Genomic DNA, 21,768 nt, shown 5'->3' with positions numbered 1-21,768 from the left:
GTAACTCGCTTCGCTTCGAACGGGCCTGCAAAGCTGTGACTACGCTCTCTTCGTTCGCCTAGTACTGTGGCCGTAACTCGCTTCGCTTCGAACGGCCACAGCAAAAAGCCGCATTCTGTCTTCTTTAGAAGATCGAATGCGGCTTTGGTTTATATTCACTCATAAAATGTTGTTATTTTATTTGTGCGCCCCATTCGATTTCTCTGAAATCTATGGGACGCTGTTGTCAGCAGCTTAAAGCTCTCTAGCCTCCATAGATTTGATCCTAAAGAAGCTAAAGTAATAACTATTCAATTGTGGGGACATTGTGATTTGTAATTGTGCGTTCATCTCTGTTCTCTCCTCAATTGATCGATATCAGCTGTTGTTCAACTGTGTTCCCAATACTAGCAAGTACATTTAAAGAAGTCAACAAAAATCACAAAACTTTTTCAAATTATTTTTTAATAAAACTTTTTGAATCTTTATTTTCAGCATTAAATCAAGTCTAATGCTCTATTTTAACTAGTTGATTTTTTTAATATAAAACACTTAATTAAATTTATATTTGTATTTTTCTCTCCTTTTGTCTATACTTCAAACCAATATCAAAAATCAAAAGGAGTCTGTTATGGAATTCTACGGGTTATTCGGAGAGACTCTATCACACAGTTTATCTCCCGAGTTACATAAAAAAATCTATCAAATAACTGGAATTGATGCCGCCTATAAAACCTTTGCTTTTCCAAAAACTCATTTGAAACAAGCTGTGGAGAGCATTCGATTATTATCTCTCCACGGTGTGAATGTGACCATTCCTTATAAAGAAAAAATTATTCCTTATCTAGATGCATTAGATCCTTTTGCCGAAAAGATTGGCGCCGTTAATACCGTTCACAACAAAAACGGTAAACTAATTGGTTATAATACAGATTATGCTGGATTTGGACATATTTTTACTCGAAGAAATTGGAATTTAAAGGATAAAAGTGCGGTCATCTTAGGAACCGGTGGGGCTGCAAAAATAGTTGAAGCTTATTTAATTAATCAAGGAATCAAACAAATAGTAATTGTTTCGAGGTCCCCTGAAAAATATACTAATACTGAAAAAACGACCTATACCAATTACACAAACATTTCATCACTTAGTGGCGATTATCTGATTAATACAACACCTGTCGGAATGTTTCCCAATATAGAGTCTGCTCCTGTAAACGATGCGATTATTCAACAATTCAGTACTCTAATTGACCTTATTTATAACCCTCAGGAAACAAAATTATTGTCATTAGGACATCAGCATAATAAGCACACGGCAAACGGACTAGATATGCTAGTTGGTCAAGCAGTGCGTGCAGTAGAAATCTGGGAAAACCTTTCTATTGAAGAAACAATTATTGATGAATTAATTGAGATATTTCAAAAGGAACGAGTGGATATTAATGAAAACTAATCTGGTCCTGATTGGGATGACAGGCAGTGGAAAAACAAGTATCGGCCGAAAACTCAGTGCTCAACTTGCTGCTCCTTTTATTGATACTGACCTCTACATTGAAAGCCTGACTAACCAGACCATTTCAGAGTTATTTAAAATCAGCGAACAATACTTTCGCACTGTGGAGTCTGAAGTATGCAAGAAGCTCGCTTCCGAAGTTACGCATACTGTCTTGTCTTGTGGCGGAGGTGTTGTCCTGAATCAAGAAAACATTCAGAAACTAAAGCAAACGGGCTGGATTGTATTCATTGATCGTCCAGTAGATGATATTTTTCAGGATATACAGACAAAAAACAGACCACTTTTGAAAGACGGAAAAAACAAACTATACCAATTATATAAAGACCGGATTAATCTTTATAGAGAGGCAGCTGATTTCATTGTAGAGAATCGTTCTACCATGGACGATGTCATTCAAGAAATTGAAAACTTTTTTCTAAAAACCGTTCAAAAAGGAGAAGGAAAATGAAGCTTGTCATCATTAATGGACCCAATTTAAATTTTCTTGGCATACGTGAGCCAGATATTTACGGAACTCAAACGTTAAAGGATATTGAACAGAAAATACAGAGTTACGCTGAGGAACGTGGACATACTTGTTCTTTTTTACAAAGTAATTCCGAAGGTATGCTGATCGATCGGATTCAAAAAGCGCATTTGGACGAAGCAGATGGAATTATTTTGAATCCTGCAGCCTACACTCATTATAGTTATGCCATTCATGATGCCGTTAAAGCTGTTTCTGTCCCAACGGTCGAAGTCCATTTGAGCGCCATTCACGCTCGTGAATCCTTCCGTAAAGAATCTGTGGTCGCTCCAGCATGTGTCGGACAGATTTCAGGGTTCGGCGCTACAGGATATACGTTAGCAATTCATGCATTAGAAGAAATTAGAACTAGAGGAGAGTAAAATGAATATTGCTATTATAGGTTTGGGTGTAATCGGTGGCTCTTTCGCCATGGGGTTACAAGCTGCTGGATATAAAAATGTTTTTGGGGTAGATATCAATCTAGAAACAATTGAACTTGCTGAAAAAGAAGGATTCATTCGCAAAGGTGTTGTTGACGCAAAGGATATTCTGTCTGATATGGATGTTATTCTGCTTTCTTTATATCCTAGTCAGATTGCACCTTTTGTTAACCAGCACAAAGCGCTTTTCAAGACTGGTGTCGTACTGACCGATGTGACGGGTGTAAAAACAGAAATCATAAAACAAGTGACTACAGTTCTTCCGGAAACGGCAGACTTTATTTTTGCCCATCCTATGCGTGGTAGTGAAAAGAAAGGCATTATCGGAGCGGATCATACTCGGTTTGTTGGGGCAAATGCACTGATTACTCCAGCGCCAATAAATAAAGAAGAAAATCTACAATTGATTGAGCAGTTATACAAAGAGATTGGATTCGAACAAGTGACACGTGTCTCCCCTGAACTTCATGATGAGCAAATTGCTTATGTCAGTCAGTTGATGCACGCTTTATCAGTAGCTGTGGTTAATAGTTCTCAAGCTTCTGATGAGACATTAACGTTTGCTGGAAACAGTTTTCAGGAATTAACACGCATTGCGGATATAAATGGTGAACTGTGGAGTGAATTATTTCTGAATAACCGTGCTGCCTTGTTAAATTCTATCGAACTATTTGAAGTAGAACTGGATGCTTTAAAAAAGTCACTGATAGAAAATGATGAAAATACTTTGAAAAAAATTTTCAGTAAGGCAACAACTCAAAGAAAACACTGGTACTGAGTATAATAAATTAAAGAGGTCACTGGAATCATACTAGATTTCATCAACCTCTTTATTGATTTTTAGTCCTTTGTAATTCTCGTTGAATATACATTGACATCTTTCCCATTTAACTCGACTTGCTTTAATATCTGCATACCATTTTTTTCTGCTACATTTGCCGAACCAGTATTTCCGACGTAAACCAAAGATATCATTTCTTCTAACTGCAGCTTCTGTTCACCGAAGCCTCTCAGTGCTTTAGCAATCTCTGTAGCATATCCTTGATGCCAATGTTTCTCATCGATCCAGTATCCAATTTCTATATATTCTTCCTCTTCTATCATTTGCGGAAAAAATCCTGCATGACCAATCAGTTCTTCTGTAGTTTTCGAAATTAATAACTTATGGCCATAGCATGGATGACTTTTATACATTGCAAATAGTTTATTTAAGGTTGCTTTTGTCTCTTTTCTGTCTCGAGTCTGACCATTACCAATATATTTCATCATTTTCTCGTTTGAAGTCATTGAATACAAAAATTCAAAGTCTTCTGAAGTATAATCCCGCAATCTTAGTCTTTCTGTTTCTAACATATTTCCCCTCCTTTTTAAATACATTGTAGAAAAAGAGTACAACATGCCATTATCGCATAATGTACTCTAAACTCTTTATTTAGAAGTAATTGATTCCCATAGCTGCTTTTACTTCTGCTAGCGTTTCTGCAGCAACACGTTCTGCTTTTTCACTACCCGATTTTAGCATTTCTAAAACCGCATCTCTATCTTTGGCATATTCTTCTCGTCGTGCTCGGATAGGTTTTAATCGTGCTTGTAAAACTTCGTTTAAGTAACGCTTGATCTTAACGTCACCTAAGCCACCTTTTCGATAATGATCTTTTAATTCTTGGACTTTTTCTTTATCTTCATCGAACACATCCAAATAGGTAAAGACGACATTTCCTTCTATTTGTCCTGGATCTTCTACACGAATATGATTCGGATCCGTATACATACTCATAACTTTTTTCTGGATTTCATCTTCAGAATCCGATAAATAAATTCCGTTGTTCAAGGATTTACTCATTTTCCCTTTACCGTCAACTCCAACTAATCTACCGTGACCTTTTGGTGGTAAAATGATATCAGGTTCAACCAAAGTTTCCGTTCCATAGATTCTATTAAAATCTCTGGAAATTTCTCTAGTCTGCTCAAGCATTGGTCTCTGATCTTCTCCAACTGGAACATGCGTTGCTTTAAAAGCAGTGATGTCTGCAGCTTGACTAACTGGATACATAAAGAAACCTGCAGGAATACTTTCATTAAATCCTTTTTCCTGAATCTCGGACTTAACCGTTGGGTTTCGTTGGAGTCTAGCCATTGTGACTAGATTTAAATAATACATCGTCAGTTCTGGTAATTGGGGAATTTGTGATTGAATAAAGATCGTAGTCCGCTCCGGATCCAGCCCAACTGCTAAGTAGTCTAGTGCCACTTCTGTTACACTTTGTTGAACTTTTTCTGGTGTTTTTGCATTATCTGTCAAAGCTTGTTGATCAGCAATCATAACAAATATATGATTATTGGGATCTGCTTGCATTTTTAAACGATTTTGAAGAGATCCTACATAATGTCCCAAGTGAAGTTTACCTGTGGGGCGATCTCCGGTTAAAATGACTTTCTTCATCGATCCTAGCTCCTTAATTTTGAAGTTTCTTTATTCTTATTGTATCGTATGTTTACTACATAAAACAATGTAGAATCCCTAAAAAAAAGTATTTCTGGATTTAATCTTTTAAAACCCGCCTAAAGTCTGATGTATAATTTTTATCAAGTGTGTAAAGTGTATAATATAGTGTTCTGCCACTGTCAAATTTCTCATTAATATATAAAATTCTAAAATTTTAAGTAAATTTTAGATGATATTTTTAAAAAACAATCAAATTCAGACTTGATTTGGAGTATAATGAATACAATTAATTTTGGAGGACGATATGAAGATATTAATTACAACAGAATGGTATACCCCAACTGTTAACGGTGTAATCACTTCTATTATCAACCTAAAAGATATTTTGACTAAACAAGGGCATGAAGTCCGTGTATTGACGCTATCTGATAAAGACAATGTTAAAATTTGTGAAGAGGAAGGTCTCTATACAATGTCTTCCTATGGACTTGGCAAAATCTATCCAGGTGCTCGGTTTGCTCTCACAATGGACGATGATGTCTTATCTCATATATTGCAATGGAGCCCCGACATTATTCATACTCAATGCGAGTTTAGTACATTTCGTATTGCACGTAGAATTTCAGAAATTTTGAACGTCCCTCTAGTGCATACATATCATACAGTGTACGAAGACTATACACACTACTTTTCCCCAAATAAAAAATGGGGTAAAAAGGCAGTAGGATTATTCAGTAAAAAAGTATTGAACAGCTCAGAAGCTGTCATCGCGCCAACAAAAAAAGTCGAATTACTTTTAAAAGGATATAAAGTTACTCAACCTATACACGTTATCCCTACTGGGTTGGATCTTGTCAAATTCAGTAAACCTATGCAACCTGAAGAAATCAAATCATTCAGGAATTCTTTATCCATTCCAGACAACTGCTCGGTCCTAGTTAGTGTAGGACGAGTAGCGAAAGAGAAAAATTTAGAAGAAATCATTTATTATATGAGTCGTTTACAAGATCCTTCTCTTCGCTTGCTGGTTGTTGGTGACGGTCCTTATAGATCAACACTAGAAGAATACGTTGATAAATTAAATATGCACCCTTACGTCATATTTGTTGGTATGGTAGATCCTGTAAATATTCCTGCCTACTATCAATTAGGTGATGTATTTGTCAGTGCATCAACAAGTGAAACACAAGGCCTTTCTTATATAGAAGCTTTAGCAAGCGGCGTTCTTGCTTTATGCCGTAAAGACGACTGTCTACTTGATGTAATTAGAAATGGAGAAAATGGCTATCAATACACTAGCTATGAAGAATTCAAGTCTTTTCTCTATACTTTACTAAACCAAGAACAGTTTAATGAGATTCAAAAAAAAGAAGCACAAAGTAAGATAGAAGAAACATACTCTATTGAAACTTTCGGAAAACAGGTTGAAGCAGTATATTTTGAAGCAATCCAAAATTATACCCACCAGCATGTTTTCTCAATGTAGAAATGAGGATTCAGTTGAAACACTTTGATATGAAAGTTTTACTTTATACTGGTTCAGAAAAAATCTTCACTCAAAGCGGAATTGGTGAAGCATTACGTCACCAAAAAAAAATGCTGAAAAATCTGAATATCTCTTTTACTGAAAATCCTGACGAAGAATATGATGTTGTCCATTTAAACACTGTATTGCCAGATTCTTGGTGGATGGCTAGAAGAGCTCGTTCTAAAGGTAAAAAAGTTATTTATTATGGTCATTCTACTATGGAAGATTTTATGAATTCATTTCGTGGATCCAATTTAGTGGCCCCCTTATTTAAAAAATGGCTCCAGATTTGTTATCGACAAGGTGATATAATTGTAACCCCAACAGAATATTCAAAAAAACTTCTACTTGGTTACAACTTAAATAAACCTATCTTCTCACTTTCAAATGGTGTGGATACGACTTTTTTCTCTAAAAATAAAAAATCTGGAGACCGATTCAGAAAAAAGTTTGCTCTAAAAGACGATCAAAAAATAATTATTTCAGTTGGCCATCTTATTGATAGAAAGGGAATTGTCGATTTTATCGATTTGGCTGCAAAATATCCACAGTACTCGTTTTACTGGTTTGGGAATACACCGAAATCTTTAATGACAAGCGATGTACAAAAAGCTATTAGCCATGCAACCTCTAATGTCCACTTCCCTGGTTTTATTTCTGCAGAAGAACTTCATGATGCTTATTCAGGCTGTGATTTATTTTTATTTATGACTTATGAAGAGACAGAAGGAATTGTATTACTGGAAGCTTTGGCTAACGAAACACCAGTACTCGTAAGAGATATACCAATCTATAAAAATTGGCTAAAAGATAAAGAAGTGGTCTATAAAGCACGTACTCAATCTGACTTTGAGAATATACTCCCTTTAATTCTAGAAGAAAAGCTTCCACCATTGACAAAAATCGGCCATCAGGAGGCATTACGATTAGATATTAAAAATATTAGTCTAGATTTGGCTAACTTATATGATAAATTATTTGATATATAAGTTGTTCATAGTAACCAAAAGTAGAAAGAACTGACGAAGTATCAGTTCTTTCTACTTTTGTATATTTTTGTAATTTTTTCTAAATATGTAGTCCATCCATTGTTTTGGTAATACTTTATATTTACAATAATACCAACCAACCTATATTTTAGGAGGATTCTAAAGTTGACTTATTCAAATCAAACCACTCAAGCTATTCAAAAATTACATAATTTAATCGAAGTAGTTGATCAAATCGTTATTGGAAAAAAAGACATCACTCGCCTCACGCTCATTGCTATGCTGTCAAGCGGTCATGTGCTGTTTGAAGATATCCCAGGGGTAGGAAAGACACTTTTAATCAAAACAATCTCTAAATGTTTAGAAGCAGATTTTTCTCGTATTCAATTTACACCTGATTTGATCCCTTCTGATATTATCGGTTTTTCTGTACCCAACCTACATGATGAACAGTTCGAATTTCGTGAAGGTCCAATCTTCAATCAAATTATTCTTGCAGATGAAATTAATCGAACATCTCCTAGAACTCAGGCTGCTATGCTTGAAGCAATGTCAGAAAAACAAGTGACTTTAGATGGAAAAACTCATCAGTTGCCGGATCCCTTCTTTGTTCTAGCTACTCAGAATCCAATTGATTATGAAGGAACTTATCCTCTACCAGAAGCTCAGTTAGATAGATTCCTTTTCCAACTTTCTCTAGGCTATCCTAGTCTTGAACAAGAAGTTCGTATGCTCGAGTCTCCAGAACAATTATCGGCTATTGAGAAACTAAAACCGATTTTATCTCTTTCAGATTTCAAGGCATTAAAAGAAAGAGTCAAAACCATTCATGTCCATAAACAATTACTTGAATATATCGTTTCTCTAGCAGATGCTACTCGCCATCATCCAGCAATTAGACTCGGAATCAGCCCTCGTGGGGTTCAAAGTTGTCTGGCTGCCGCTCGTACACAGGCATTGCTCAACGAACGAGAGTATGTCATTCCTCAAGATATTTTATCAATTATCAAGCCTTTATTCCGCCATCGATTATTGTTTGAAAATAAATTAGACAAAGAAGACATTGATCTGTTTATTGACCAATTGATTAATCAGACACCCATTCCCACAAAGATTAGGAGTGAAAAATGAAACGATATCTTCCAAGCTGGCGCTCACTTTCTTTTTTCTTTTTCTATTTTTTTATTATATTTTACACTTTTACTTTTCCTGGAACAGTTACCTGGTTTATTTTCTATACTTTTACGCTAGTTTTATTAATTGCATTTTTATCTACACGATTAACGATCAAATTCAAAGATATCAATTGGAAAGTCCAGGCAAATGGTAAGGTAGACCTCTTGTTTAAAATAACTCCTCGTTGGTCTTGGCTTTTCATGTTATCTTCTTTAAAATTCACTTTACTGGAGCCAACCAAACTTAAAACAGTCTATTCAGATGCCTTTTTTAGACGGATGATTCAAGTCCATTTTGATCCATTCTCACTCACCAGAGGCCAATATAATCATCTCTCACTTGAAGTAGAAGGATATGGTTTATTTGGTATTTTTAGCTATTACTCTAAGCAAAATTTACCCGTTCTCCTTTCTATTTTTCCTGAGCCTTTATCTAAGTCGAATTTAATCTCATTAATGGATAATCAATCCATTAATTCTAATCGATATAATCCCTTTTCTAACCATGAATTTCAAGTTAAAGAAATCAGAACCTATCAAACTCGTGATTCGCTTAGTTCTATTGACTGGAAATCAAGTCTAAAACGTGAGCAATGGATGATCAAAGAATATGAGACCGAAGAAATTAAGCCAATTATTTTATGTTTTTTAGGTTCTCCTTCACTTCAATTCGAACAATTACTTAGTTTAACCTATAGTTTATATCAATATTTATCTGTTTCTCATGATACTATAGTACACCTCATTGGTGACTTTGAAGGAATAACGCTATCAAAGAATAATAAAGGAGATTTCTTAACCATTCAGCCAAGTACCAATACGCAGAAGATAAAACAATTGATTAATAACCTAGACTATAAAGCTGCACAGGTTCTGATCGTTAAACCAAGCGATCTCACTATTTCATCCCTTTCCTTTAATCAGTCAGTTTCTAGTACTGTTCTAACTGAAAATCATCTTAAAATAATGAAAGAAGAGCGATTTAATGAATAACTATATTCATTCCTTATCTGATTTTAGCCGTTCATTTATACTTAGTATCGTCCACTCCTTTTTGTTGCTTCCTGTTTTGTTTCTATTTTTAAAAATCAACGAATTAACTGGTTTTTATTATTTTGCACTATTTTTTATACTAACTCAAATTATCGCTTCACTATCAAAAAAAAGGTGGCTTTACTTTTTAGTTCAGCTTGGGTCTACTATCTTTTTCTTATACCATATCTTTCCATCCTCCAATGAAAAGATGAATTTTTTGGAGTGGCTCTCTATAATCTGGCAGCATAGTTCAACCGAATGGGCTTCTGTTTTTTCAGAACATCCGTCTAGTGTCCCAGTTTTGCTTACATCCGTTTCCTTATTATTTTTAATCACTTTACTCACATACACAGCTATTCAGCAAAAAATAGCTCTCCCTTCTTTTCTGGTAGCTCTTGGGTATTTGCTTGTTCTGCACACGTTTACTAGTCAGTCTCTTCTGTTCACTGTTGTTTCTGTGACTGGTTTTGGTCTTTTGTTGATCGGTCTAGTTCGAATTGATCTTCACCTCAATAAGTTCTATTTTTTAAAATCTGCAGGACTCACAACTCTATTGACTGTTTTATTGATTGGAGTAAGTTACTGGGGAGTTGGTCCTCTACGATCAGTTCAAGAATGGCTTGAAACCAGTTCAGAAGGTTATCAACACTACTTAAATGAGCAAGGTTTTTTTGATTGGATTCGATCCAATTCCCCTCAATCAAGGTATCAAAAAATTGGTATGGATGCTGATGATAAAGAACTAGGCGGTCCTTTACAAAATGACTTTACTCCAGTATTTAAAGTTTATACTGAAACTCCTCAATATTGGAAAGTATTACATCGTAAGACATATACTGGAATTGGCTGGAACAGTCATCCTCCTGCTGATAGAAGTCTCATTTCATTTCCTTATCAGCCAGAAAATAGTGACTTATTATATGGAATCAGCTCTACTAATACTTCTGAAAACCAAGAATCAATAACTTTTGTATGGGAAAATCCACTTGAGTATATTGCTTATCCTTATGGATGGTCACAATTGGAAATTGATGATTCTCCTGACGATTTCACTATGCTTTCCAGCAATACAAACGGTCACCATACAGTTCAGGATTCAAAACAAGCTGTATCTAACTATACAATTACTTATGATAAAGCTTCATTAGGAAATCTAGAAGAGGATACTTTTTATCAAGACGACGGGTGGCGCACCCTGTTACTAGAATCTCTAAATAGCAATCCAGAAGTTACCCTCTTTACTGCGGATTCATCATTCAAAGAAAAGATGGTTCAAGTCTTTCCTGACGATTTACAGCTCCCCTCCTCACTCCCTCAAAGGGTGACGGATCTCGCATTGGAATTGACAAAAGACTTGGAAAGTGAATATGAAATGGTTCGCGCAATTGAAGCTTATCTGAAAAACGACGGTGGGTATCGGTATAGTTTACAGGAAGCTTCCCAAACCCCAGAAGGGAAAGATTATGTAGATCAATTTTTATTTGAAACAATGGTCGGATATTGCGATAATTTTTCTACAGCAATGACTGTAATGTTAAGATCAATAGACATTCCGGCTCGATGGACAAAAGGCTTTTCCCCCGGTAGTGAGCAGACAGACGCTGATGGTCAAACTTACTATCAGATTACCAATGCAAACGCACACTCATGGGTAGAAGTTTATTTCCCAAGTACAGGATGGGTACCCTTTGATCCCAGTCCTTCTTTTTCAAGTCCACTGAGTCGTGCAGAAGAGGATACAACAAGTAGAAGTGGGGATTCTTCTTTTAACGAGAATGATATCCCCGCAAAAGAAATGGATGAAGCAGAAGATCCAGCTGTTCAAACGCCGGAAGAGGAGGATGCTGAAACCCCTGAAGGATCTGAACCAACTCAAACTGACGAAGAAACTGTTGAAGAACCATCTGAATATAGTAAGTCTGCTGAGCAACGAGTTAACTTTTGGTCTTTCTTATTGATTCCGCTCTTTATTTTATTAGTGTATTCCTTATATCTATTTTCAATCCATTTAAAAGTACCTATATGGATATTAGAAAAGTTGATTCAAAAAAATCAATTATCCTTACTACAAGCAAGTAATTGGACTATGAAACTCTTTCAAGTCAAAAAGAAAAAGAGGCCCAATCAAACCTTCGAAAATTATTTTGAGTATTTAGGTTTATCAGTAAGCGAACATTCAGATGCTTTAAACTTATTGGCTCATTTATTGAATCAAGTGTTTTACGGATCCGAAATACCTAAAACTTCTTTATCGATAGAACAAAAGAGAATTTTACTAGATTCATTACAGATATTGAAACTTCTATCAAAATATAAAACTAAAAATTTATAGAAAAAAGCTATCCTCAATAAAATTTTGAGGATAGTTTTTTAAATTTTTTACAATTGATACAATTTTGTATTATCGAAACCTTTGGTAAGTAACCAGCCATCTACTGCCAGCAACAGAACTAAAACGATATAGGCACCAAAAGGAATAAACTCTTGTATTAAGAACATAAATAAAGTGGTAACAATTACAATTCCGAAAAAGATTACGGTTGCCAGACAACCCTGATTTGCCTCGGAAGCATTGTATTGACGAGAAAAAGGATAATCCGTAATCGTTCTTTTAACTTCCATAAAGAAAAGAGCAATAATCAACAAGAATCCATTTATAATAACAGGTAACAGTTCAAATCCTGTCATCACAATTACAACCGCAGATAACAATACATAAATCGGAAAAATTAGCTTCATTGTCATTGCTTTTATCATCCCTCGAAGAAATACTCCAGCATGATTTTCTGAACTCGTGTCAAATATCCAACGTCCTTTATAATTTTTAGAATACTGTAAAGAAACGGCGAGCATAGGCAGCATTAACATCGTAAAATAAGGCATATATATAAAAGTAACGGACTCTTCGATCGCTCCTTCAGAAAATCTAAAAGAAGAAAACAAAAGAACAGCGGGAAAAACAAGGATACTAGCAAGAGAAGGATATAACCTAGTTTTAAATTCTCGCTCATGTTTTGTTAACTGCCAAACGAAATGATAGTAGCCTAATTCTCTTTTATCCCAGGATAACCATTTACCGGTAATCGTTTCATATAGCGATCGTTTATCTTCTTCAGCTTCCCCACTATCAAGTTTTTGTAGATTTTTTTCCAGTTTATCGTTATTTACTCGATATAACAGTACAATTCCTAGTGTACCAAGTAACAAAAATGCTATATAAATCCCATAAGTCATAGACCATCCATCTTGTAACATTCCAAATGGTGCTACAAACCATAATGGGAAAACAATGACGTGCCACCATTGTAAGTTTAGTTCAATTGCTAACACTTCAGGATCCACAATTTGAATTACCTGATTCATAATTTGATAGCCGATAATCGTAAAAACCGATAAACCGATTTGACTATAAGCAATAATATTTTTAAGCTTTTCACCATTGAACCGTTTTAGTACTGTTGCATAAATAATAATCGTTAGTAATAAGCACCATAATGAAGCAAGTATAACTAACAGTAAAGCCAGCACTCCTGCTAGTATACCGTGAAAAAAGAAGGTTGCGATCACTATTGGTCCAGCTATCGCTGCTGCGAATGATATAAGATAAATAAACACGTGTGTCGCTTTTGCTGCGCTTAATGTTCGAGAAGATACCGGTTTTGTCCCAATCAGCACTTGATCCTTTGTGTTTAATAAGATCGTTGAAAAATTAGCAATCAATGTTGAAATCAACATCACAAAAATATAGCTAAAAAATATTGTATACTGAAATACGATATTATCAATTGCAAACAGAAATAGTAGAATCAAACTGAATATAGCATACATCCATAAGGATTGAAAAAAAGTATTTTTATCTTCATCATTTTTCTTCTTATTTCCCCATCCAGATTTTTGTATCACACTCTCTTGCCTGCCATCCATAACCATTTTCGCTTCAACAATTACTCTCAAGGTGGGATAATCCACACCGAATGCGCGGTACATTGGTGCTAAAAAATTCAATATTTTGATAAAGAATGGCGTATCGCTTTTTGATTCTTTACCAAAGATATTACGCATCATACTGCGACTCTCCCTTCATCGCTGTAACAAAATCAGCTGCCAGTTCAGCATATTCATTGAACCCAGTTAATTGATTAAATAATTGCTCTAAAGTTCCATCAGCATCTTTTTGAAGTTCAGCAAACGGACCATCCGCTACCACCGTACCATTATTTAAAATAATAATACGATCACTTAATTTTTCTACAGTATCCATGATATGAGAAGAATAAAAAATTGTTTTTCCATCTTTCTTTAATTCTGACAAGATTTCTTTAACAATCTGCACACTATTGGCATCCAAACCATTTAACGGCTCATCCCAGAATAAAATATCTGGATTGTGTAACAAGCTAGAAATAATCAAGACTTTTTGGCGCATCCCTTTCGAAAAAGAAGACAATCGGTTTTTAAACGCTGATTCGATTCCTAAAATTTTCATCATTGAAAAACTTTTCTGGCGAACGATCTGTTCATCCATTCCGTATAACCTACCTACAAATAATAAATATTCTTCTGCAGAAAGTGTTTCATACAGTTCTGCGTTCTCCGGTACATATCCAATCCTTGCTTTATACTCATCACCATTTTCTGCAAGTGAACGTCCAAATAACATGATTTCACCTGCATCTTGTTGCAGCATTCCTAAAATGATTTTTACCGTGGTACTCTTTCCTGCTCCGTTCGGACCAATATATCCGATAATTTCACCTGGATGAACTGAAAAGTTCACACCTTTCAACACATGGTTTCCACCAAAAGACTTTTTAACTTCCCGCATTTCTAATATTGTTTCCATCTATGTACCTCCAAGACTATGATTAAAACTATTTTATCACACCCGTTTCTTTAAAACAGTATTCTTGAAACAATCTCTACATTCTAAATTCAAACTATGATACATTTAGTAATATCATTATACTAATCTAATAAATATTAGAGAAATCTATTATCCATGGGAACACAGTTAAACAGGCCTCTATCTGGTCAATTATTGGGGAGTTATTTTAACTTCTATCAGAGTTTAATTTAATAGTGGAATATTTTTATCAGTTTCTCCTTTTCAATATATTGAATTTATCAGTCTCATTACTTCATTAACACTTTACTACATCATTTATAAAATCATGCTAAGTCATCATGAACAGACAGAATATTTCTTCTTTAGCCATCACCGATAGAGGACAGTTAGACAATCAAAAAACATTTACGCTATAAATACATATGCAGTTTCGTTCATTCTTACGAGTACGGGCATTCGTTTGTACAGTAAAAAGTTCAATAGAGAACAAACACCGTGCCTATATAATCTTGAAAAATATATTTTAAAAGTTCCACATGAAACAATTCTTATCGAAGAGAAGTTTTCTTTTTTTCCAATACACTTTAAGACGTCCTGAGAAGTACCCATCGTAATAGGATTTCTCATAAGTTGACATTTTTATGTATATTTTTCCAAAATTGTGTATACTATATTCCAAGGGGGAAATAAAAATGAAAAAATCAACGATTGAATTTGAGAAAGTCAGAGAGAAATTGGATAAAGAAAAAGCGTTTCATATGGAGTCTCTATTTAAACTTATTCGTCAACCTAGTATCAGTGCACAAAACAGGGGAGTTTTGGAATGCGCTAATTTGTTAGCTACTATGATGAAAGATGCTGGAATTGACACTAAGACTCTTGATACTGAGGGATATCCTGTTGTATACGGAGAAGTTTTACACCCAGATAACAAACTAACTGTATTATTTTATGGTCATTACGACGTACAACCTCCAGAACCCTTAGAGTTATGGAACTCAGATCCATTTGAGCCAACGATTCACGATGGGAAAATTTATGGACGTGGAACGGGAGATAATAAAGGTCAATTAATTGCCCATGTATTAGCAGTTAAGTCTTTATTAGATCTTTATGGAAAATTACCAATTAATGTAAAATTTTTGTTCGAAGGCGAAGAAGAAAAAGGAAGTATTAATCTTGCACCTTTTGTAGAAAATAATAAAGAACTTCTTGCAGCCGATATTGCTTACACTGCCGACGGACCCATGGAAGGTAAAGATCAACCTTCTGTCACTTTAGGAAATCGTGGGCTCCTCTATATTGAATTGAAAGCTCAAGGTGCTATCAAAGATAATCATTCAGGAAATAAAGGAAATATTGCCCCAAATCCCGCAATGGATCTAATTAATTTAATTCGTACAATGGTAGACCCTAATGGTAAGGTTTTGATCAAAGATTTTTATAATGATATCTTAACGCCTACCGGAGAAGAGTTAGATCACATTCGTTCTTTACCTTTTGATCCAGAAGCTACTGCCAATGTAATCGGTATGCACAAAATTGGTCTTTCTGCTGAGGAATACTACAAAAAACTATGTCTTTCTCCTACATTCAATATTGCTGGATTTGGAAGTGGATATACTGGTGAAGGAACTAAAACAATTATCCCAAGTGAAGCCAAAGTTAAAATCGATATGCGATTAGCGGCTGATCAGGATCCTGATTTAATTTTTCAAAATATTATAGAGCATGTAAAACATTTTAACTCTCCGAGTACCATTACTATAGATTATTTGGGTGGTGTAAAACCATCTAGAACACCTATGCATTTGGATATTGTACAAAAAATTATTCGAGCAGTTGAAATTTCTCACAACAAAATGCCTGTCGTATTACCTGCTTTAGGCGGAACAGGTCCAATGTATGTTTTCACAGATATTTTAAAAATCCCATCTTTGACCGTCCCTTATGCTAATGTCGATGAAGATAATCATGCTCCTAACGAAAACATGGGCATTAAAGAATATTTAAATGGCATTCAGACAACATGTGCTGCGATACTCCATTTAGGTGAACAGATTTAATTTAATGTCAAAAAGGAAGACCAGTTACCCTAAGGTAAAGGTCTTCCTTTTTTTAGTTTTTATTCATCCGCTTCTAACATATACTCTTTAAAGAATTCTTCTAAATACTGTTCCATAAATTGATGCCGCTCTTGAGCCATTTGAATTGCCGATTCTGTATTCATCAAATCTTTTAATTTTAATAGCTTTTCATAAAAATGATGAACCGTACTTGTTTTTCCGTTTCGATATTCTTCTTTCGTCATTTCTTCGCGCACTTCGTACTGCGGATCAAATATAGGTTGCCCTTTACTTCCACCATACGTAAAAGCTCTAGCAATACCAATAGCCCCGATAGCATCCAATCGATCTGCATCTTGGACCACTTTGGCTTCTAGTGACCCCAAGCTTCGTCCATTTCCACCTTTATAAGACATCGTTTGTATAATCATCAATACTTTTTCAATCACACCAGCGGGTACCCCTTCACCTTCTAGCCAGTAATTGATTTCAGAAATACTTTCTTCTTCACTAGTAACGATTTTATCGTCTGCCAGATCATGCAACAAAGCTGCCAATTGTACCACAAACATGTCTACTTTTTCTGTTCGCCCAATTTTTATTGCATTTTTCCATACTCGTTCAATATGAAACCAGTCATGTCCAGAACCTTCATTTTCTAATTTTTCCCGAACCATTTCAGCGGCATTTAGAATGATTTCTTCATTCATTTATACTCCCTCTTTCTATGCTACTATTTTTCTCAGTCTACCACATTTTATGCTAAACTGTTAAAAACAAATGTCATTTGATTAGCAGCCTATCACTATGGTTTCTAATCTTATAGAAAGGAATTATTAATGAAAATTTTAATTGATGCAGACGCCAGTCCCGTAAAGGATATTGTCATTGAAGAAGTTAAAGGAAGAAATATTACTGTTGTGCTTGTCTCTAGTATTGCTCATTTTTCTCTGCAAGAATATCCAGAATACGTAGAAACGATCTATGTGGAACAAGGCGCTGATTCAGCCGATTTTAAAATTGTCCAGCTTGCAAAGAATGGAGACATTGTCATTACACAGGACTATGGTTTAGCTTCTTTGTTACTACCCAAAGGATGTCTTGTTTTACATCATAAAGGATTCCAATATTCTTCTGATAATATTGATCAGCTCCTTCAGACAAGACACTTAAGTGCCTTGGCACGCAAAAGTGGTCAACGAACTAAAGGACCCAAAGCATTCACTCAGGAAGATCGAGCAAAATTTCGAAGGCTATTCAGAAAAACGCTCTTAAGTTAGCTATAATATTTATAAGATATTAGAAGGGTCTTCTGACTCATTTACTTACTTATCATAATCAGTTGATCACTTCTCTATTTTATAGAAGATACTTCTCTTTCTTTTTTTTACAGAATCTATGATACGATATAATAGAAAATATTTGAGATTAGGAGTCGAATAGAACATATGAAGCAAAAAATTGTGTTATCTATTTTAGGTGGTGTAGGCGCAGGTTTAGGCAGTTTAGCCTTAGCAGGACATTACTTTTACAAAACAGCTGTTGCAAATACTGAAAAAGATTTTTTAGAAGTTATCAATTATGATGACATCTCCTCCGATGACCCTTGGGCTGAAGAAAAAAAATGGTATGCTCATACTGAACATGAACCAACTGAGATTACTTCCATAGATGGGTTAAAAATTAATGGCATTTATATTCCAGCTCCTAAACAAAGCAAAAAGGTCGCTCTCATTGCTCATGGGTATAGTGGAAGCTTGAAAGATATGGCACCCTTCGCAAAATTGTTTCATGACTTAGAATTCAATATATTGGTAGCCGACGCTAGAGGTCATGGCACCAGTGAAGGGAACTACATCGGATTCGGCTGGCATGAACGAATGGATTATATACAGTGGATCAATCAAGTAATTGAAAAATATGGAAAAAACTGCGAAATCGTTTTATTTGGTATCAGTATGGGTGGTGCTACTGTTTTAAATGTTAGTGGTGAAGGACTACCTAAGCAAGTTAAAGCGATCATTGAAGATTGCGGATTTAGTTCTGTTGAAGAAGAAATCACCTATCAGTTAAAAACAATGTACAAATTACCTAAGTTTCCTCTTGTACAAATAACTAGCTTAATTACAAAATTAAAAGCTGGCTATTGGTTTGAAGAAGCAAGTTCTCTGGAACAAGTCAAAAAAAATCAAATACCGACATTATTTATTCATGGAGATGCTGATGACTTTGTTCCGACTAGCATGGTATATGATCTTTACGAAGCAAACGCTTCTGAGAAGGAACTGTATATCGTACCCGGGGCAAAACATGCCTATGCTTATGTGACAAACAAAGATAAATACCGACATACCGTTTCAGCTTTTTTGAAAAGCTATCTTTCACTTGAGACACAACTTTAAACCAAAAAGCTATACTTCAAAATTGAAGTATAGCTTTTCTAATATAATCATGCTTACTTTGGCCATTTCTGATGATCAACTTGAACCGCACCTAATAGTTTTTTTCTAACTTCTATATGATCTTTAAAAATCATTTCTAATTCACGATCTGTAACTAGCGGTACCTCTTGTTTAATTAATGATGAAAATTCCGGTACTTCCGGTACTTCATCAGAAGCATTTACAAATGCTTCGGTCAAAGATTCTAAATACGTACCAATACTGGATTTAGTACTTTTGATCAACAAATTATTGGCTAAGTTTTCCTCTTTAAGTCCATACAATAATATAGTGAGAGTATCTTCTAAAGACGCTATTGCCACCGAAGCTGACTCTGTAGCTTTTCGACTATGATAGAAATGAAGCAAAGGATAGGCATGGTGTTGCTGTGTGAGCAAACTAATCTTAGCCGAAACATCCACTAATACTAGGTCTATATTATGGAAATCCTGACCATTCCAGGTTTTTGCTACAATGTCTGTACTTCTCAGACCTAAACTTGTTATACTAGTTGCCAGAGAACGCTTTTGCACTACAGCATCCACCACCGAAATAATATAGGATGCGCATAAAGTCAAAAATAATATCCCAACTGCAGAATTTATTGTAGTAATAATTTGCCAGAATCCTATTTTCGGAGAATAGTCTCCAACTCCTAACGTAAACAGAGTAAACCCAGTAAAATAAAAGCGCTCATACCAAAGAACTGGAGCGTCTGGGCTGGAACTATTAGTAATCGAATTTACATCGCCATTAAAAAAAAGTGCAAACCCTATCCAAATCAATAGCGACCACGATAGAAGTGTGCTCACCAATGTTATTGGACCAGTAAAATCATAAAACTTACTATTTTTCTTACCTAGTTTATCAAAAACTTTCCAAAGCGTCTCTGCTACTCTTTTAGATAAAGGACCTGCTTCACCATCAACCCATAAAGTCGTCCATACTAAATCAACTATAGTAAATACAATTATTGCAATACCAACAATATAAAATATACTTCTCATGCTAGTCAGTCATCCTTTTTAAAAACTTGTCTTCTACTCTATCATAAGCTGATAAAGCCAATTTTCCAAATAAGATGAACTAAATACCTATATTTCCTTTTAAATAAATACTGACTTTATTTCTCCCCGTACCTTTTGCTTGATATAAAGCTTTATCAGCTTTATTCAGTAAACTAGACACAGTTTCTCCAACACCTCTCTCTGCTTCAGCTATTCCTAAACTAAGTGTTATACTAATCTCACCTTCTGGAGAAACCATGGGTGTTTTTTCAACATGGTTACGAATCGTATTTGCTAATTCTTCCGCTTCAGCTTTCGTATAGTTGCTAAGCGAAAACACAAATTCTTCTCCCCCATATCTTGCAAAAACTTCTCCCTTATTTAAATATAATTGACAAATAGCCACTATATGCTCAAGCAGCTGGTCTCCTATATGATGACCATATATATCGTTAACTTTTTTGAAGTGATCAACATCCATTATCATAATTATAAAGGAAGTTCCCTTTTTTTGAGAGCGGGCAAGCCCTGTCTCGCATCGCTGTAAAAAAGCGCGTCGATTATAGATCTGGGTGAGCTCATCATAATAAGCTTGACGTTCTAATAACGTTTGTAGTCTTTTAATTTCTGTTATATCTGTAAAAATAATGAGATACCCATTTATATTTCTCAAAGGATCTAACATAGATAGGCGAACTTGATAAACCTTTTCTTCATTTAACTTAAGAGAGACTTCTGTAACCCCTATTTTCACAATAAATGGAATATTGAATAGTTCACTCCATACTTTCTCAATATTCATTCCAAGCAGCGAATGATTGAAGGAGGGAAACTGAACTTTACAGGCCCGATTTATCTCAACTAGCCTAAAGGATTCATCTAAGACCAGTACAGCATCATCTATACTATTAAAAATAACATCTTTAGCAACAGGCATAAGCTTAAAAAGACGAGAAGAATGAATCGCCCATAAATATACTAGACTTGATACCCAGATAACCATAGGAACAGGGTCAATTCCTTTAGGCGTTAGTCCGAGAAGATAAAAGAATGCAGTAACCATAGGCATTAACTGTCCGAACATTAATGCGATAATCTGCGATCTATACTGCTTTGACATCTCTTTATAATGAGAAATCAGTAATATAAATGCTGCTAACATAGTGCCAAAAGTTAAAATGCCTTGCACTAAATACCAAATCCCAATTTCTTGAAAAAAATAAGGAGCACCTAATAATGGATCTATTTCAAATCTTCTATAGTAAAGATGATGCCAATCATTAGTGGCAACTAAGAGGCTACTAATTGTTGGAATAGCGAGCATATAAATTATATGGATTCGTTTTAACTTTATGGCTAGATACTTTGAAATAAACATTAGTCCTAAAGGAGAAGCAAAAGGAAGCCCTAAATACATGATTGCTGTCCAAAACTTCAACTCTATAATATCTGTAGACATTAAACTGAATACAGACCCAAAACAGTAAATAATGATCGCAAAGACATAAGCTAGAAAATACGTTGAAATACTTTTGTATAGATGCCTTTTACGGAAAACGTAAGCAAATAGATATAAATTCAATACTCCAGAAGTTGCGATTATTGATATGTAAATCAGTAATTGTGCATGCATATATTCTACCCTCTAAACAATTGTTATTTATTTAACTATAGCATAACTATTCAAAATTATTACTATTAATTCATGACAATTATTTCAACATTCTTAATCGTACTATCGAAAAACAGTGAGTAGTAAATTCCCATTTATCAGAAATCACATACCCACTGT

Annotated in this window: 19 protein-coding genes; 12 read left to right on the top strand and 7 right to left on the bottom strand. The window is 35.0% G+C overall.

Going from position 1 to position 21,768, the window contains the following annotated elements; translation table 11 throughout:
- Positions 1 to 610: 610 nt before the first annotated feature.
- From aroE to BLT22_RS04895, 4 genes are read left to right on the top strand one after another with little or no spacing between them, the layout of a single operon-like run.
- Entirely contained in the window at positions 611 to 1,432 is an 822-nt protein-coding gene (aroE, locus tag BLT22_RS04910) for a shikimate dehydrogenase (protein WP_091761252.1), read from the top strand.
- Positions 1,422 to 1,943 (top strand): shikimate kinase, encoded by a 522-nt coding sequence (locus BLT22_RS04905; RefSeq protein ID WP_091761250.1) that lies wholly within the window; start codon positions 1,422 to 1,424, stop codon positions 1,941 to 1,943. Before aroE ends, BLT22_RS04905 begins: the two co-directional genes overlap by 11 nt.
- A complete protein-coding gene (aroQ, locus tag BLT22_RS04900) occupies positions 1,940 to 2,383 on the top strand; it encodes a type II 3-dehydroquinate dehydratase (protein ID WP_087057348.1) in 444 nt (147 codons plus the stop codon). Before BLT22_RS04905 ends, aroQ begins: the two co-directional genes overlap by 4 nt.
- Position 2,384: 1 nt before the next feature.
- Positions 2,385 to 3,221 carry a prephenate dehydrogenase gene (locus BLT22_RS04895; protein WP_091761248.1) on the top strand — a complete coding sequence of 279 codons (837 nt, stop codon included), beginning with the start codon at positions 2,385 to 2,387 and terminating at the stop codon, positions 3,219 to 3,221.
- 62 nt (positions 3,222 to 3,283) lie between these two features.
- Here BLT22_RS04895 and BLT22_RS04890 read toward each other — a convergent pair whose 3' ends face one another.
- A complete protein-coding gene (locus BLT22_RS04890; protein WP_176935333.1) occupies positions 3,284 to 3,796 on the bottom strand; it encodes a GNAT family N-acetyltransferase in 513 nt (170 codons plus the stop codon).
- Between the two features lie 79 nt (positions 3,797 to 3,875).
- Complete coding sequence (gene trpS / locus BLT22_RS04885; protein WP_091761244.1) at positions 3,876 to 4,886, bottom strand: tryptophan--tRNA ligase; 1,011 nt, start codon at positions 4,884 to 4,886, stop codon at positions 3,876 to 3,878.
- Between the two features lie 307 nt (positions 4,887 to 5,193).
- On the opposite strand from trpS, the gene BLT22_RS04880 reads away from it, so the two are divergent.
- The 5 genes from BLT22_RS04880 (at position 5,194) to BLT22_RS04860 (ending at position 11,948) form a co-directional block, all read left to right on the top strand.
- Positions 5,194 to 6,375: a glycosyltransferase family 4 protein gene (locus BLT22_RS04880; protein WP_087057344.1), complete on the top strand. Its 1,182-nt coding sequence runs from the start codon at positions 5,194 to 5,196 to the stop codon at positions 6,373 to 6,375.
- Between the two features lie 14 nt (positions 6,376 to 6,389).
- Entirely contained in the window at positions 6,390 to 7,406 is a 1,017-nt protein-coding gene (locus tag BLT22_RS04875; protein ID WP_218127238.1) for an LTA glycolipid anchor biosynthesis glycosyltransferase, IagA/BgsA family, read from the top strand.
- 165 nt (positions 7,407 to 7,571) lie between these two features.
- Complete coding sequence (locus tag BLT22_RS04870; RefSeq protein WP_226910090.1) at positions 7,572 to 8,537, top strand: AAA family ATPase; 966 nt, start codon at positions 7,572 to 7,574, stop codon at positions 8,535 to 8,537.
- Entirely contained in the window at positions 8,534 to 9,574 is a 1,041-nt protein-coding gene (locus BLT22_RS04865) for a DUF58 domain-containing protein (RefSeq protein WP_091761242.1), read from the top strand. The genes BLT22_RS04870 and BLT22_RS04865 overlap by 4 nt, the downstream gene beginning before the upstream one ends.
- On the top strand, positions 9,567 to 11,948 hold the full coding sequence (locus BLT22_RS04860) for a transglutaminase-like domain-containing protein (RefSeq protein WP_091761240.1): 2,382 nt from the start codon (positions 9,567 to 9,569) through the stop codon (positions 11,946 to 11,948). Before BLT22_RS04865 ends, BLT22_RS04860 begins: the two co-directional genes overlap by 8 nt.
- A gap of 47 nt (positions 11,949 to 11,995) precedes the next feature.
- On the opposite strand, the gene BLT22_RS04855 is transcribed toward BLT22_RS04860, so the two are convergent.
- Together BLT22_RS04855 and BLT22_RS04850 are read right to left on the bottom strand one after the other, a co-directional pair.
- The gene (locus BLT22_RS04855; protein ID WP_091761238.1) at positions 11,996 to 13,681 is read right to left on the bottom strand and encodes a hypothetical protein; all 1,686 of its coding nucleotides are present in this window, start codon (positions 13,679 to 13,681) and stop codon (positions 11,996 to 11,998) included.
- Positions 13,671 to 14,459: an ABC transporter ATP-binding protein gene (locus tag BLT22_RS04850; protein WP_087057340.1), complete on the bottom strand. Its 789-nt coding sequence runs from the start codon at positions 14,457 to 14,459 to the stop codon at positions 13,671 to 13,673. Before BLT22_RS04850 ends, BLT22_RS04855 begins: the two co-directional genes overlap by 11 nt.
- A gap of 695 nt (positions 14,460 to 15,154) precedes the next feature.
- On the opposite strand from BLT22_RS04850, the gene BLT22_RS04845 reads away from it, so the two are divergent.
- Positions 15,155 to 16,528: a M20/M25/M40 family metallo-hydrolase gene (locus tag BLT22_RS04845; protein ID WP_143020627.1), complete on the top strand. Its 1,374-nt coding sequence runs from the start codon at positions 15,155 to 15,157 to the stop codon at positions 16,526 to 16,528.
- A gap of 59 nt (positions 16,529 to 16,587) precedes the next feature.
- Here the strand turns inward: BLT22_RS04845 and BLT22_RS04840 are convergent, their stop codons facing one another.
- Positions 16,588 to 17,238 carry an HD domain-containing protein gene (locus BLT22_RS04840; RefSeq protein ID WP_091761236.1) on the bottom strand — a complete coding sequence of 217 codons (651 nt, stop codon included), beginning with the start codon at positions 17,236 to 17,238 and terminating at the stop codon, positions 16,588 to 16,590.
- 129 nt (positions 17,239 to 17,367) lie between these two features.
- On the opposite strand from BLT22_RS04840, the gene BLT22_RS04835 reads away from it, so the two are divergent.
- Positions 17,368 to 17,808 (top strand): YaiI/YqxD family protein, encoded by a 441-nt coding sequence (locus BLT22_RS04835; RefSeq protein WP_091761234.1) that lies wholly within the window; start codon positions 17,368 to 17,370, stop codon positions 17,806 to 17,808.
- A 168-nt stretch (positions 17,809 to 17,976) separates the two neighbouring features.
- Entirely contained in the window at positions 17,977 to 18,930 is a 954-nt protein-coding gene (locus tag BLT22_RS04830; RefSeq protein ID WP_091761232.1) for an alpha/beta hydrolase, read from the top strand.
- A gap of 53 nt (positions 18,931 to 18,983) precedes the next feature.
- Here the strand turns inward: BLT22_RS04830 and BLT22_RS04825 are convergent, their stop codons facing one another.
- Positions 18,984 to 19,976, bottom strand: a complete 993-nt coding sequence (locus BLT22_RS04825; RefSeq protein ID WP_091761230.1) for an ion channel — start codon at positions 19,974 to 19,976, stop codon at positions 18,984 to 18,986.
- A 79-nt stretch (positions 19,977 to 20,055) separates the two neighbouring features.
- Positions 20,056 to 21,609: a histidine kinase N-terminal 7TM domain-containing diguanylate cyclase gene (locus BLT22_RS04820; protein ID WP_091761228.1), complete on the bottom strand. Its 1,554-nt coding sequence runs from the start codon at positions 21,607 to 21,609 to the stop codon at positions 20,056 to 20,058.
- Positions 21,610 to 21,768: the final 159 nt, after the last annotated feature.

Source organism: Marinilactibacillus psychrotolerans, from assembly GCF_900101525.1.
GTDB classification, from domain to species: domain Bacteria; phylum Bacillota; class Bacilli; order Lactobacillales; family Carnobacteriaceae_A; genus Marinilactibacillus; species Marinilactibacillus psychrotolerans.
This window is presented reverse-complemented; position numbering and strand designations above follow the sequence as displayed.